General features: G+C 64.5%; 12 protein-coding genes. 6 read left to right on the top strand and 6 right to left on the bottom strand.

Features of this window, described 5'->3' with window-relative positions; all coding sequences use genetic code 11:
• Positions 1–52: 52 nt before the first annotated feature.
• From ACWMMN_RS35545 to pcaB, 4 genes are all read right to left on the bottom strand, one after another.
• Complete coding sequence (locus ACWMMN_RS35545; RefSeq protein WP_059241854.1) at positions 53–895, bottom strand: hypothetical protein; 843 nt, start codon at positions 893–895, stop codon at positions 53–55.
• A 394-nt stretch (positions 896–1289) separates the two neighbouring features.
• Complete coding sequence (locus ACWMMN_RS35540; protein ID WP_486424175.1) at positions 1290–2678, bottom strand: class II fumarate hydratase; 1389 nt, start codon at positions 2676–2678, stop codon at positions 1290–1292.
• Positions 2679–2704: 26 nt separating this feature from the next.
• Positions 2705–4126 (bottom strand): cation:dicarboxylate symporter family transporter, encoded by a 1422-nt coding sequence (locus ACWMMN_RS35535; RefSeq protein WP_422674386.1) that lies wholly within the window; start codon positions 4124–4126, stop codon positions 2705–2707.
• Positions 4127–4153: 27 nt separating this feature from the next.
• Entirely contained in the window at positions 4154–5527 is a 1374-nt protein-coding gene (pcaB, locus tag ACWMMN_RS35530; protein ID WP_174993968.1) for a 3-carboxy-cis,cis-muconate cycloisomerase, read from the bottom strand.
• Between the two features lie 127 nt (positions 5528–5654).
• Here pcaB and ACWMMN_RS35525 point away from each other — a divergent pair, with 127 nt between their 5' ends.
• Positions 5655–6386: a GntR family transcriptional regulator gene (locus ACWMMN_RS35525; RefSeq protein ID WP_059242477.1), complete on the top strand. Its 732-nt coding sequence runs from the start codon at positions 5655–5657 to the stop codon at positions 6384–6386.
• A 116-nt stretch (positions 6387–6502) separates the two neighbouring features.
• Here ACWMMN_RS35525 and ACWMMN_RS35520 read toward each other — a convergent pair whose 3' ends face one another.
• Entirely contained in the window at positions 6503–7870 is a 1368-nt protein-coding gene (locus tag ACWMMN_RS35520) for a flavin monoamine oxidase family protein (RefSeq protein ID WP_059241845.1), read from the bottom strand.
• Positions 7871–8549: 679 nt separating this feature from the next.
• Here ACWMMN_RS35520 and ACWMMN_RS35515 point away from each other — a divergent pair.
• The 4 genes from ACWMMN_RS35515 (at position 8550) to ACWMMN_RS35500 (ending at position 12277) form a co-directional block, all read left to right on the top strand.
• Positions 8550–9998: an aldehyde dehydrogenase family protein gene (locus ACWMMN_RS35515; RefSeq protein WP_174993969.1), complete on the top strand. Its 1449-nt coding sequence runs from the start codon at positions 8550–8552 to the stop codon at positions 9996–9998.
• 194 nt (positions 9999–10192) lie between these two features.
• Positions 10193–10693, top strand: coding sequence for a hypothetical protein (locus tag ACWMMN_RS35510; protein WP_196486669.1), 501 nt, complete (start codon positions 10193–10195; stop codon positions 10691–10693).
• Positions 10690–10926, top strand: a complete 237-nt coding sequence (locus tag ACWMMN_RS35505; RefSeq protein ID WP_486424174.1) for a hypothetical protein — start codon at positions 10690–10692, stop codon at positions 10924–10926. Before ACWMMN_RS35510 ends, ACWMMN_RS35505 begins: the two co-directional genes overlap by 4 nt.
• A complete protein-coding gene (locus ACWMMN_RS35500; protein WP_174993970.1) occupies positions 10916–12277 on the top strand; it encodes an NAD(P)/FAD-dependent oxidoreductase in 1362 nt (453 codons plus the stop codon). The genes ACWMMN_RS35505 and ACWMMN_RS35500 overlap by 11 nt, the downstream gene beginning before the upstream one ends.
• Before the next feature lie 145 nt (positions 12278–12422).
• Here ACWMMN_RS35500 and ACWMMN_RS35495 read toward each other — a convergent pair whose 3' ends face one another.
• Positions 12423–13358, bottom strand: a complete 936-nt coding sequence (locus tag ACWMMN_RS35495; protein ID WP_174993971.1) for a GlxA family transcriptional regulator — start codon at positions 13356–13358, stop codon at positions 12423–12425.
• An 89-nt stretch (positions 13359–13447) separates the two neighbouring features.
• Here ACWMMN_RS35495 and ACWMMN_RS35490 point away from each other — a divergent pair, with 89 nt between their 5' ends.
• Positions 13448–14137, top strand: a complete 690-nt coding sequence (locus ACWMMN_RS35490) for a DJ-1/PfpI family protein (RefSeq protein ID WP_486424173.1) — start codon at positions 13448–13450, stop codon at positions 14135–14137.
• Positions 14138–14332: the final 195 nt, after the last annotated feature.

Below are 14332 nucleotides of genomic sequence, written 5' to 3'. Positions count from 1 at the left end.
CGCATGCAATTGCTTCCCGGCGATCGGCATCGCCCGTAATGGCGCGAGGATGTCAGGCGGCGAAGATCCGGCGCTGGTAGTCGAGGATCAGGCGATCGATGTCCGGGCCGTCACGCCGCGGCTGGCTTTTCGGCTCGAGCCAGAGCCATCGCATCATCCGGTAACGCGCCTCGACGCACATCAACCATGCGTCCCAGTCCGACCAGTGGCGCAGCAGCGGAATGTTGCGGATGTCCCGCAGCCCGTCGCGAATCTCGTACACGTGGAAATGCTGGCTGGCGCGCTGGCTCAGTTCGTCGAACGCGCGCGCGGCTTGCGCCGGGTCGGAAAGCAGGAAATCGTGGATCTCGATGATCACGTGGCTGCCGGCAAGCTGTTCCAGCAGGGTGGCGTCGAACAGGTCGAATTCCGCGCCCTCGATATCGCACAGGATGACCCGGCCGGCCGGATCTCCGCCATGCTCCGCGAGGATCGCGGGCAGGTTGCGATCGGCCTTGCCGTGGACGGCGACGCGGTCCGCCAGCCCCATCTCCGCGGCGCGGTGCTGGATCGCCTGGCGGCGTTGCTCGTCCATCTCGAAGCACAGGCTGCGGGCAAAGACGTTGTTCCTGACCAGGCCGATGCCGAAGATCCCGTCGGCGGCGCCGAGGTCGACCAGCACCTTGTCGGGGGAGCCGAGCGCTTCCAGGATCGCGCATACGGCGATCTCGTAGGTGCCGAGCAGGTAGCCGCCGACCGCGACCTCCGCCCAGTGACTGACGCCGACCGGAAACCCGCGAAGGATGCCGTACTGGACGATCGAGCCCGTTTGTTCGCGCAGCAACTGCGACAGATAGTGCAGGCGAAGATTCGCGGCCTGGATCGAGCTCTGGCTGAAGTACTGCGCGTGGTCCATGTTTGTCGTTCTCGCTGGGTGGAGATGCGCGTCGGGGAATGCGGCGATGACGGGCGGGCTTCTGCGGATGCGAGTGCGTTGTCCTGCCTCGGACAAGAATATAGCGCGTTGTCGGCTCAGCGCCCGCACGACACGAATCCGGCAGATGGCGGGATGCAGGGCCCGGCCCGTGACGGGTGCGTTCGTCGATCGCGGCGGGCGACGATGACGGCCGATGCCCGTCCGACACGGTCGGACCTCGAAGGTCCGTCGTTCGAGCGGGACACGGCCGCCCGACGACCGTCTGTCAGCGATCGCGAACGGCCGAGGGCTGGCCGGGCCCGGCCTCGATCGACGACGCTCCCAAGCGGTTGGATCGCTGCATCCCGACGGTCCGCTCGGTATCGACCGGATGTCATCCCCCCGCCATGCGGCGGAGATCGACCAGCCTGTCGAACGTCTCTCCATCCAGCAGGCCGAGTTCGATCGCCGCCTCGCGCGGGGCGATCCTGCGGCCACGGGCATGGCGGGTGATGGAAGCTGCCTTGTCGTAACCCAGCACCGGGTTGAGTGCGGTGACGGCGAGCAACGGGCTTTGCAGGTCGCGCGCCAGTCGTTCTCCTGCCGGCTGGATGCCTGGAATGAGCCGAGTGGCCACCATGTTCGCGCCGTCCGCGAGCAGCCGGATCGACTGAAGGACGTTGTAGATCAGCACCGGTTTTGCCACGTTCAGTTCGAAGCTGCCGGACGCGGCGGCCATCGTTACCGTCACATGATTGCCTGCCACCTGCATCGCTGTTTGCACCATGACCTCGGCGATGGTCGGATTGCGCTTGCCGGGCATGATGGAGGACGTCAACCCGTCGTCCGGCAGCAGCAATTCGCCGATGCCGGCGTTCGGGCCGGAACTCATCCAGCGCAGGTCATTCGCGATCTTGGTGAACGACGCGGCGATCACGTTGAGCGCGCCGGAGAGCTCGAGCAATGCGTCGTGCGCGGCCATGCCTTCGACCTTGCAAGGATTCGGACGGAATGCCAGGCCGCTCAGCCGGCTCGCTTCCTCGCAGAATGCACGGTCGAAGCCGGGCGGGGCGTTCAGGCCGGTCCCTGCCGCCGTACCGCCCTGCGGCAGGACAAGCAGGCGGGGCATCGTGTCGTGCAGGCGCGCCAGCGCATTGTCGACCTGCGCGGTGAAGCCGTCGAAGCTACGGCCGAGCGTGGTGGGGACCGCGTCCATCAGGTGGGTGCGACCGATTTTCAGCACGTCGGTGAACGCGCCGGCGCGTTCGCGCAGGCTGTCGCGCAACCGGCGAAGCGCCGGGGCCAGCCGGTCTTCCAGTTCGATCGCAGCGCTCATGTGCATGACCGACGGAAAACTGTCGTTGGACGACTGCGAGGCGTTCACATGGTCGTTCGGATGCACGGGAGACCGGGTGCCCAGCGGCTGCCCCAGCCGTTCGTTGGCCCGGTTCGCGATCACCTCGTTGGCGTTCATGTTGGTTTGGGTGCCAGAGCCGGTCTGCCAGATGGAAAGCGGGAAGTGATCATCGAATCGGCCGCAGCGCAGCTCTTCCGCGGCGGCCACGATGGCTGCACCGAGCCCTGCGTCAAGCACGCCGCAGCGCATGTTGGCGCGGGCGGCGGCCATCTTGTGCAGGCCGAAAGCATGGACGAGGCAGTCGGGGAAGCGTTCCTCCCCGACCGCAAACACGGTCAGCGCGCGCTGCGTCTGGGCGCCCCAATAGCGGTCGGCGGGAATGTCCACCGGGCCGGACGAGTCATTCTCGATGCGGTACGTTGTCATGATGAATTCAGGGAGCGTTGTCGGGGTCAGGCAGCCGTCGTGCGTTGCAGCGGGCCGCCCGGCGAATGAGGATCGACCGCATTGGCGTTGTCGCCCGGCAGGGTGCCGTCGTCGAGCGCGGCGTCGGCTGCGGCCAGGTCGGGATGGCGCTCGGGATAAAGGTGGCGCTTCGCGGTCTCGGCATCGAACGTGCCCGACCACTTCGCCACGACCACCGTCGCCACACTGTTGCCGATGGTGTTGCAGGTCGAGACGGCCATGGACAGGAAGCGGTAGACGCCAAAGATCACGGCCAGCCCTTCCACCGGCAGTATCCCGGTCGACGTCACCGTCGCGGCAAACACCACGAACGAGCCGCCGGATACCGTGGCCGCGCCTTTCGACGTCAGCAGCATCAGCACCAGGATGCCGAACTGGTGGTCGAGCGTCAGCGGCACACCATACGCATGGGAGATGAACATCACGCCCATCGCCATGAAGATCGACGTGCCGTCGAGGTTGAAAGCGTAGCCGGTAGGCAGCACCAGACCGACGGTCTGCTTGGCGCAGCCCAGCCGCTGGAGCTTGATCAGAAGGCGCGGCAGTGCGCTTTCCGACGAGGCCGTGCCGAGCACGATCAGGATCTCGTCCTTGATGTACCTCAGGAAGCGCCACAGGCTGAAGCCGGCCACTTTTGCGACGATGCCGAGCACGACGGCGATGAACAGCACCACCACCGCGTAGAAGCTCAGCACGAATTGCGCCAGTGCGACCAGGACGGCTGACCCATTGATGCCCACCGAATAGGCCACCGCGCCGAAGGTGCCGATCGGCGCGAGCTTCATCACGAGATTGATGAAGGAGAACAGCACGTCGGAGAGGGTGTCGAGGCCACGGTTGATGGTCGCGCGGCGCGTCTCCGGAATGGCCAGGATCCCGATGCCGACCATGACCGCCAGCACCACGACCTGCAGCAGTTCGCCCTTGGCAAATGCGCCGACGAAGTTGTCGGGCACGATGTGCATCATGAATTCGAGGAAGCCCTGCGGCGCCACGACCTTTGTTGCCGGCGTGATGGTGCCGGTTGTGACGTGGGCCATCCCCTTCCCGATTTCCAGCAGATTGCCCGCGAGCATGCCGACCATCAGCGCGACGGTCGAAATCACCTCGAAGTAGAGAATCGAGCGCCAGCCCACGCGCCCGGCGCTCTTCGCGTCGCCCGCCGACGCGATGCCGTGCACGATGGTCAGGAATACGAGGGGCGCCACGCCGACCTTGATGAGCGACAGGAACATGTCGCCCAGCAGCTTCAGCTTCGCGGCGAAGGTCGGGAACACGAAGCCGACGCCGATGCCGAGGAGCAGTGAGACGAGCACCTGCATGCCGAGCTTGCGATACCACGGAAGCCGCGGGGCGGCCGGCGGCGCGGCTGGCGGAACTGCGAGGGTATGGATGGTCGGGTCTTGCATGATGTCTACCTCCACCGGGGCCTGTGTTCAGGCCACCTTGTTCGAGAGTTCGATGGCGCGATCCACCATCTGCGGGGCGAGGCCGAGATAGTTGGCCGGGTCGCACAGGCGCTCGATGGCCGCACGGTCGAGATGCTGCGTGACGGCCGGCAGCGCGCTGAGCGCGTCGGCCAGCGTGCCGCCGGCTTCGTTGACGGTGCGGCAGGCGTCATACACCACGTCGTGCGCCTGCTGACGGCCGATATGCGGCGCCATGCCCATCATCACGGCCTCGGCCACGATCAGGCCGTTGGAGATATCGAGGTTGTGCCGCATGCGAGCGGTGTCGACGATCAGCCCGCCCAGCGCGAATTTCGCCTGGTGGAGCGCGCCCGAGGTCAGGATGAAGCTCTCAGGAATGGCGATCCACTCGGCGTGCCATGGGCCGGTGGCGCGCTCGAAGTCCTGCACCATGGCATCGACCATCAGCCCGGCGTGCTGGCGCACGGCCTTGGCGGCAGCCAGCATCAGTTCGCTGGAAATGGGATTGCGCTTCTGCGGCATCGTGCTGCTGGCGCCGCGCCCCTTCACGAACGGCTCGTAGACTTCCGCGAACTCGGTCGACGCCATGATCATGATGTCGAGTGCGATCTTGCCGAGCGAGCCGGTGACAAGCGCGAGCAGGTTGACCGCTTCGGCGAAGCCATCGCGCGCCACGTGCCAGGTGGTGGCCGGCACGCCCAGGCCCAGCTCCTTGGCCAGCGCCTGCTGGATCGCAAAGCCCTTCTCGCCGACCGATGCCAGCGTGCCGGCCGCGCCGGCGAATTCCACCACGGCCACGCGAGGGCGCAGTTCGGCGATACGCTGCTGGTGCCGGTCGAACATCGCGAGCCAGATCGCGGTCTTGTAGCCGAAGGTCACCGGCAACGCCTGTTGCAGGTGCGTGCGCCCGGCCATCGCGGTATCGCGGTGCTTCGTCGACAAATCTGCGAGAATGCCGCGCAGTTCGCGAATGTCGGCGTCGATGCTGTCGAGTGCGTCGCGTACCTGGAGGGCGACGGCGGTGTCCATGATGTCCTGCGTGGTTGCCCCCCAGTGCACGTAACGGCCTGCTTCGCCGCACATCGTCACGAGCTGATGGACCAGCGGCAGGATCGGATAGCCGACGATGTCGGTTTCCTCGCGCATGTGGTCGAAGTCGATCCGCTCGATGCGCGACTCGCTCGCGATGACCTCGGCGGCTTCATTCGGGATCACGCCGACGCGTGCCTCAGCCTTCGCCAGCGCGATCTCGACGTCGATATAGCGCTGCACGAGCGCGCCGTCGGAGAAGATCTGGCGCATCTTCTTCGTGCCGAAGGCATCCCGGAAGAGCGCGGAATCGACGACGGTGCTGGCGGCGGGAATGGCGTTGTGGAGCATGGTGCTACCTTGTGGTGGGAGGTCGGGTTGGCTAATATGTTCGAACAAATCGCATTAGATATGTTCGAACATGTTTGGCAAATCCGGGTTTACCCAATTCGAATGAAACGTGATGTTGGCGAACCAGATGAGCAAAACCAACGCGGCGGAGATCGCCAGGCAACTTCTAGACGGGATCGCCAGCGGGCGCTTCCCGGTCGGCTCGCTGCTGCCCACCGAATTCGAGTTGTGCGAGCAGTTCAACGCGAGCCGTTACACGATCCGAGCCGTGCTGCAGGAATTGCAGGACCAAGGGCTCGTGTCGCGCCGCAAAAACGTGGGCACGCGGGTCGAGGCGTCGCGGCCCAAGGCCAGGTTCCGGCCGACGCTTGCCTCGGTGGACGATCTCGTCCAGTTCGGCGTCGAGCATTCGCGCCACGTGCAATCGGTGGGAACGGTCAAGGTGAAAGGGGCGCTGGCGCGCGAGATCGGCTGCGCGGAGGGGACACCTTTACTGCGAATCTCCAGCATTCGTCTGGAGGAGGGCCGGACCGACGCCCCGATGGCCTGGACGGACATCTACATCGATCCGGCGTACACGGACATCGGCGAGCGGGTGCGCAAATCGACGGAACTGGTCAGCGCGCTGATCGAATCGCGCTATGGCCGCCAGATTGCCGAGATCGAGCAGGATGTGCGCGCATCGACTCTGTCGGACGAGCGCATCGGGAAGGGACTCGGGCTCGAGCCTGGCGCAGCAGTGCTGAAGATTTCGCGCCGCTATCTGGACGCTACCGGGGAGGCATTCGAATTCTCCGTGACGGTGCACCCTGCGGACAGTTTTGCGTTGTCGATGCGGCTGACACGATCGGCCGGATAGCGGGGCAACGGAACGCGTGGAACCCGGCCCGGACGGACGCCGGCCGAGCGGGAACCCGGGCCAGGCGGCTGCACGGTGTTGATCGGCCTCCGGCCACAAAGGCCCGCGGCAACGGGTCAGCGCAGTGCTTTCATCACCTCGTCGGCTGCGCGGATCCCGGACTCCAGCGCCCCCTCGAAATAGCCGATGCATGCCGTGGCGGTCTCCGTACCGGCCCAATGAATGCGGCCGAACGGTTCGCGAATACTGTCACCGTACGAGGTCAGGACGCCGGGCGGCATATGGGATGCGTACCCGCCGAGCGCCCATTCGTCCGTCGTCCAGTCGTAGTCCGCATAGTCGAGAGGCGCCGCCGCTTCGTCGCCGAAGTAATGCACGAGATCGGCAATGACGTGCTCCCGGCGCGCTTCCTTGCCGAGCCCGCTTAGTTCAAGTGCGTGGTTTCCTTCGATCAAGCCCACCAGCACGCCGACACTTTCGTCGGCCGGCGACTGATCGAACACGAAACCCAGATGACGGCCGGCGCTGGCAACCGAACCATTGAGACCGCGACTGCGCCAGAACGGGGTAGGGTAGGCCACGTGCATCTTGATGACGGCACCCATCTGCATTCTTTGCAGCAGTCCTGCGCGTTTGACGGGCAGCGGAGGCGTGAAGCGAATACGGGAGGCGAGCGCGGGAGGCGCGGTGACGATTGCGGCCTTCGCCTCGTACGTGCCTTGCGGACATATCGCGCGAACGCCGTTCGCATCTTGTTCGATCGTGCTCACCGGTGCGTCGAGCACGATGCACCCGTTCAGCCGCTCGGCCATTCCTTTCGGGATCAGCCACGCGCCGCCCAGGAACTTGTCCTGTTGTGCACCGCCTTCGACACCCATCATCGTTTCCAGGCCACCCCCCTGTCGCAGGCACTCCAGGAAGAACAGATACGACACATGCAGGGTCTCGGTGCAGGTGATCGCGCTGGTGATCAGGCGGGCAAAGTCGCGGGCGGCAGCAGTGTCCACATGCTTGTCGATCCAGACCTCGATCGACATCGCATCCCACTGGAGCGCGTTCTCGGCCAGCCACGGCGCGCCGACCGGGAGCGTCTGCATGTCGCGCTTCCATCGATGCAAGGTCAGACCCAGTTCCAGGGTCGACAGGAAAGGGAGCTTCGGCGTGCTGGAATACGCATGAACTTTCCCGTCGATATTGACGAGGCTGTTGCCCTTCGTATATTGGCTGTACATCGGCACGCCGAGCTCCGTCGCTTGTTCGCGCAGCAGCCTTTGTGATGCGCCGACCCATTGGCCCCCGAAGTCGACCGTTTGACCGCCGACTTCTCCCGGCATCGACCGGCCGCCGACTCTGTCGCGCGCCTCGAGAATCACGACCCGCTTCCCGGCCTTCCTGAGTTCGAGCGCGGCCTTCATCCCCGCGAGACCGGCGCCAATGATGAGTACATCTGAGTCGTGGCCGGCCGAATGATCGATCGTTGCCATGGTATCCCTCTCCTGGTCACGTTTCTGCCGCGCCTGGTCACGACACGCCCGTGTCGCCTGACGTAGCCGGCTTCAAAAAAAACCTTCATCCCGTTGTCGATACGACGGTCAAGCCGACGGTGCTCGCGGAGCGCCGTCCTCCCCGCGCCGGCGCACGAAGGCGCCGTGTGGCGCGATGCCTCCGGACGAGGGCTCGAGGTGCGGGAATGCATCGTTATAGGTCAGTCGACCAAAAAAGGCAAGTCGCGGGATGGTGCCGAGACGGTGGGGGCGGCAGTCGGATGTGGCTCGCCGCCTGTTTCCGATGCAGTGGCCCTGCTCGATGATCGGCGCGTTGTCGGTGGCCTGAGTGCGTCGGATGATTGGTATTTCGTGCGCGTTTCCCGTTGAATCGGCCTGTCGACGCGTGCCTGGTGCGATTGCACGCCGGCATCGCTGGCTTGAGTTCCCACGGGCTTGTCGCATCGCAGCAGGACGCGACGTTGCGCGGCCCAGGATTGTGTTGTATAACGCAAACTAGGTCGTATGACACAATTATATCGGATCGACGAAATGAAGCGCCGATCGGGCCGAACGCGGGACGTGCCATCCACCGGGTTTGCGCGCGGCCCTGGCCGGGGGCGGGCAGTCGATGTCGATGGGGTGCGCATCCGGCACCTCAATTTGAAAGGGAACTACCATGACGTATGAAAAGGCAGAGCTGGAACGCATTCTCGACGTTCAGCGTGCGGCATTCCTTGCCGAGGGCGGGGCTTCCGCTGCGGTACGAAAGTCGCGAGTGGGGCGGCTCGCAATTGCCGTTCTTTCCAACTTCGATGCGATTGCGGCGGCCCTGAGCGCTGACTACGGCAACCGTCCGCCCGAGCTGACCAAGGCGCTCGAAGCGCTGCCCTGGTCCGAAGACATACTCCACACGCTCGACAACATCGAGAAGTGGATGGAACCTGAGGCCATCCCGGGCGGTTTCATTCAGCCAAAACCCAAGGGTGTCGTGGGTGTCATGGGCGCATGGAATTTTCCGGTGACGCTCACATTCGAGCCGGCCCTGAGCGCGCTGGCCGCCGGGAATCGCGTCATGATGAACTTCCCGGAGTACCAGGTTGAAACCGGGCGCTTGCTGGCGAAGATCATCTCCGACACGTTCGACGAGGCGGAGGTGGCCTTCGTCCACGGCGATCTGTCGACGTCACAGTTCTTCTCGGGGTTGCGGTTCGACCACCTGTTCTTCACCGGCTCTCCGAAGATCGGGGCGATCGTCGCGCAGGCGGCCGCGAAGCATCTCGTTCCCGTGACAACCGAGCTGGGCGGAAAGAACCCGGTCATCGTGGCGCCCGATGCCGATCTGGATCTGGCAGTCAGCAGAATTGCCGCCACGCGTGTGGTGAACGGCGGGCAAGTTTGCCTGTGTCCGGATTATGTCTGGGTGCCCAGAGGCATCGTGACGGCTTTCGTTGACAAGCTGATTGCTCAGTACAACTCCATATTCGATACCTATCTGGACAATCCCGCGGTCGTGTCCATCGTCAACGAGCGCAATTTCGACCGGATCGTTGGCCTCGTGGACGACGCGGTCGCGAAGGGCGCGAAAAAAACCGTGGCGGCGCCGGAAGGCGAGGCTGGGCGGCTCCCCGATCGTGCATCGCGCAGGATTGCGCCGACGATCCTGGTCGATGTTCCTGCGTCGGCAGAGATTGCCGACGAGGAAGTATTCGGGCCGGTGCTTGTCGTGTACGGATACGACGATTTGCAGGAGCCCATCGAATACATCTCGGCACGTCCTGCGCCGCTTGCCGCCTACTGGTACGGCGACGATGGCGCCGATTTCCGGCGCTTCCTCGATTGCACGACGAGCGGCGGGGTCACGCGTAACGACGGGTTGCTGCATGCACTGCTTCCCGGTGCGCCGTTCGGTGGAATCGGCAATTCCGGTTCGGGCGCCTATCACGGCAAGACGGGCTTCGATACGTTCACGCATCGTCGCGCGGTGGCCGTGACAACCCGTCCTGACGGCGTGGCCAATCCGCTGGTGGGGCGCCCGTTGGTGTCGGCGCAGATGCAAGGCTATCTCGACGGTGCCATTGCAGCCGCCATCAACGCGTTCGAGGCCAGGCTGTCCGAAGCAACGTAAGTCGAACGTGTCGCGACGTCGAGTCGCGGCACACGTTCTCATTCATCGAGGGCCGGCCTTCTGCCATCGCGCCGATGGCCGATAGCGTGCTTGCCTGCCCTGTTTGTCAATTGCCGGATCTGAATCGGGCAACCGTCCAATTTCACCCGACGCGGTGAGGGCTGGCCGGACATGCGCTACGCGAGGTAATTATCTTGATGCCTTCCAGTCAATTTGCCAAAGGATTCAAGGGCGAAGTCCAGAATCGGGCATTTGCGCTTCGTGCCATCGGGCGCCTGGCGAATCGTCTCGACGGCGATCCGCGTCAGCCGCTCTGGGCGGCTTATCTGAAGTTGGAAGAGTTCAATGCGCCCGTTTATCGCCAGGCGGCGGCTCGATGGGGAATCGGCACGACTCCCGGAGCCGGAACGCGGATCAAGGCGTGGGTGATCGGATCCGTTCCGAAATGTCTTTTGAGGCCATTCCTGAAGTTCGTGCACGCCAAGACCGTCGTCTATTGCGACGAGCTGCGCAAGCTGAGAAACATCGGCCCATCGGATTCAAGAATCTTCCTGGATTACATGGTCGATCAGGAGGATTTCCAGATCGAGATGATGCGGCTTTCGCTCGACGGCCAGGATGCCGTCCTGGCCCGGAAGATCGATTCGTTCCTCGAAAAGTACGACGGAAAATTCGTGGTCAAGAAATATGGATGAAAAGTGAAAAGCTTCAAAGCGACCTGGCTGCGGGGCATGCGATGGGTCATTGCCGTGACGACACGGTGACGGCTCCGACGCCCGCGGGCCCGTCGAAGGCACGCGAGCGCGAAGGCGTTGCTCATGCGCCGGCCGGATCGCCCGGCAACCATGTCGCTCCACTGCCGAAGCAGAAGAACCCGGCTGCCTCGGCATCCGATCCCGTTACGCGAAAACACCACCATGTCACTTGATCAAGCCTCCCTGCATCAAAGCAGATCGTTCTGGCAGCACGCCTATGGCGCGTATTCGCCCAATCCCGCCTTGACGGAAGATCTCAAGGTCGACGTTGCGATAGTCGGGGGCGGCTTCACGGGGCTGAATACGGCGTGGCAGTTCAAGAAGGATCACCCCAATGCACGCGTCGTCGTGCTGGAAGCCGCCATCATCGGTTTCGGTTCCAGTGGCCGCAACGCAGGCTTCAGCACGAAGATGTTCGGTCTCGAGCCGGAGATGGTCCTGCTGCGCTGGGGCGAGCAGAAAATGATCGACGCGCATCGCTACCTGACGCTCGCGGTAGCGCATACCAGGAGCCTGATCGAGGAGAACGGCGTCCAGTCGGATTACCGGCACAGCGGGCTGGTGCGCGCCACCTACACGAAGCCGCAACTGGGCCGGATGCAGAAGACCTACGCACTGTTCCAGAAGCTGGGCATTGACGACGACATGGTATGGCGGAGCGCAGAGCAGTTTCAGCAGGATTTCCATTCGGAACGCTTTGCGGGCGGCATCTACGAATCGAATACCGGGTACCTCGATCCCTGCAAGCAGGTGCGGGCGCTCAAGTCGCTGGCCGAATCGGCCGGTGTCGTCATTTACGAGACCACCCAGGTGACGAATATCGAACGAACGTCGTCCGCCATTTCAATCAGTACACCGAATGGAAAGATCATGGCTGACAAGCTGGTCGTCGCGACAAACGCTTACTCCCGTGAGATTCCGGGCCCGGAACGGCTGCGCGCGCGCCAGTATCCCCTCTGGACCTATCAGGTCGTCACCGAACCGCTGAGCGACGCGCAATGGGAAAGCATCGGCTGGAGCGAGCGGCAATCGTTCGGGGACAACCGGCAGATGCTGCACTATTTCAGGCCGACGGCCGACGGCCGGATCATCATGGGCGGCGGCGACGCGATCACTTACCGGACCGGGGCCACGAATGAGGTTTCGGCACCGGTGGCGTGGCAGCATTGTGAGGATCATCTCAAGTGGATCTACCCTCAGCTGAAGAACACGCGCATCGACTATCGATGGGGTGGCCCCGTTTCGATCACCATGGACATGGCTCCCGAGATCAGCTTCATCGACGATGAACGCATCATCTATTCGGGCGGATGCTTCGGTCATGGTGTCGCGTTGACCCACCTCAATGGCCGCACCATTGCGGATCTGCTTGCCGGGAATAAATCCGAGCTGACGGATTTCTGGATCGTGAACAGGAAATCGCTGTCGATGACGAGCGACACGCTCGCGTATCTCGGCGGCAGGGTTGCGCGCCAGGCACTGAAGTCCTGGGACTGGTGGGAGGAGAAGGGGCTCAGGAAGTGACCGTCCAGGCCAATAGTCAGCCTCGTGGAGGCCGCACAGGCGGCAACGGTGCTCACGGTCATGCATCCGGCGCGTCGGGAGAAACGGGAATGCGCTGTCGGTGCGGTGCGCGACGTTCGTCAACCACGCGATCCCGAACCTCGCTTCAGCGCACCCGCAGGGTCGATGGCGGCACGCCCAGCAGACGCTGGAAGCTGCGGCGCAGGTTCTCGGTGTCGCCGAAGCCGCATTCCTGCGCCACGCGCTGCAGCGACGCTGCGCCGCTTTCGAGCGCGGCGCGCGCGGCTTCCACGCGCAGTTTCTCTACCGCTTTCGCCGGGGTGAGCCCCGTTTCCGCCTGAAACGCACGCGCGAAGTGTCGCGGGCTCATGCACGCGCGCTCGGCCAGATCGCTGACGCGGTGACGCACGGCAAGGTTGCTGCGCACGTGATCGAGCAGCGGGTTGAAGCGGCCGCGTGCGCAGTTCATCTCTATCAGCGCGGAAAACTGCGATTGTCCGCCGGGCCGCCGGTAGTAGACCACCAGCTGGCGCGCGACGAGGCGCGCAACGTGCTCGCCCAGATCGTTACCGACCAGCGCGAGCGCGAGATCGATACCGGCGCTGATGCCGGCGCTGGTCCAGAACGGACCGTCTTCCACGTAGATGAGATCGGGCTCGAGGCGCACCTGTGGAAACTGCCGCGCAAATCGTTCGCTGCAGGACCAGTGCGTGGTCGCGCGCCGGTCGTCGAGCAAGCCTGCCGCGGCCAGCAACAGGCTGCCCGAGCACACGCTCGTCACGCGCACGCCGCGTCGCGCGCAGCGCTGCACGAAGCGCAGCACGCGCGGATCGGACATCGGGGAATCCATGTCGTCGCTGCCGGCGACGAGCAGCGTGTCGATCGTGCTGACCGCAGGAAGCGCTTCGGCGGCCCAGCTGACACCGGACGAGCTGCGCACGAGGCCGGCTTCCGCGGCGATCGTGCGCAGCGTGTAGTGACCGCTGCGATAGCGGCCGGCAATTTCGAAGGCAGCGATGGGGCCGGCCGCGTCGAGCAGCTGGAAGTCCGGATACACGAGCACGGCGACGCGATGGGGCATGGCAGGAAAAGTGGGGATAGCGACATTGCAGCCATCACGATAGGGCGCGACCATGCGAGGTGTCAATCCACTGAAAGGAGATTCGTGTCATGACCGCTGCGCCGTATGTCGTCGTCTTCGCGTTGTTCGAGAACGTGACGCAACTCGATTTCGCCGGGCCCTACGAGGTGTTCCTGCGCCTGCCCGGCGCGCAATGCGTGCTGGCTTCGTCCACCGGCGGGACGATCGAGGCCGATGGCGGCCTGACGATCGCGAACGTCAGGCGCCTGGCCGATATCCCGCATGCGGACCTCGTATGCGTGCCGGGTGGCCTCGGCGTGATCGAGGCGCTGGGCGATGCGGAATACGTGCGCGGGCTGCGCCGGCTGGCAGACGGGGCGCGCTATGTCACGTCGGTGTGCACCGGCTCGCTGTTGCTGGGGGCAGCAGGGTTGTTGCGCGGCAAGCGGGCCACATGTCACTGGTCGTGGCTCGACCTGGTGCCGGCGTTCGGTGCGACCGTCGATGACGCGCGCGTGGTGCGCGACGGGAACCTGATCACCGGTGGCGGCATCACGGCAGGCATCGACATGGCACTGACGGTGATGGCGGAAATTGCGGGGGCCGCCCATGCTCAGTCGGTGCAACTATCCATCGAGTATGCCCCGGCGCCGCCGTTCGACTGCGGACGGCCGGAGCGCGCGGCGCCCGAGATCCTGGAGGCGGTGACCGCACAGCTGGGGCAGATGAGGATGGATCGCTACGACGCGGTGAAGCGGGCCGCGCAAGCGCTTCGATGAGCGACGGCGGGCGCAGGAAGCGCGGAATCTGACGCGCATCGGGACGTGCGGCCTGCGATGACGCGCCCGGCTCCGGCCGCGATTTGGTGTGCCGCTGTTTGCCGATCAACCGCCGGACATTGCAGGCGGTTGATCGACATCTGCCCGTCATTCGCGTGAGTACCGCGCGACGTCGATCGGCTCGTTCTCCGTCGA

The sequence above is a fragment of the Burkholderia cepacia complex sp. TUM26381 genome, from assembly GCF_057439935.1.
This window is presented reverse-complemented; position numbering and strand designations above follow the sequence as displayed.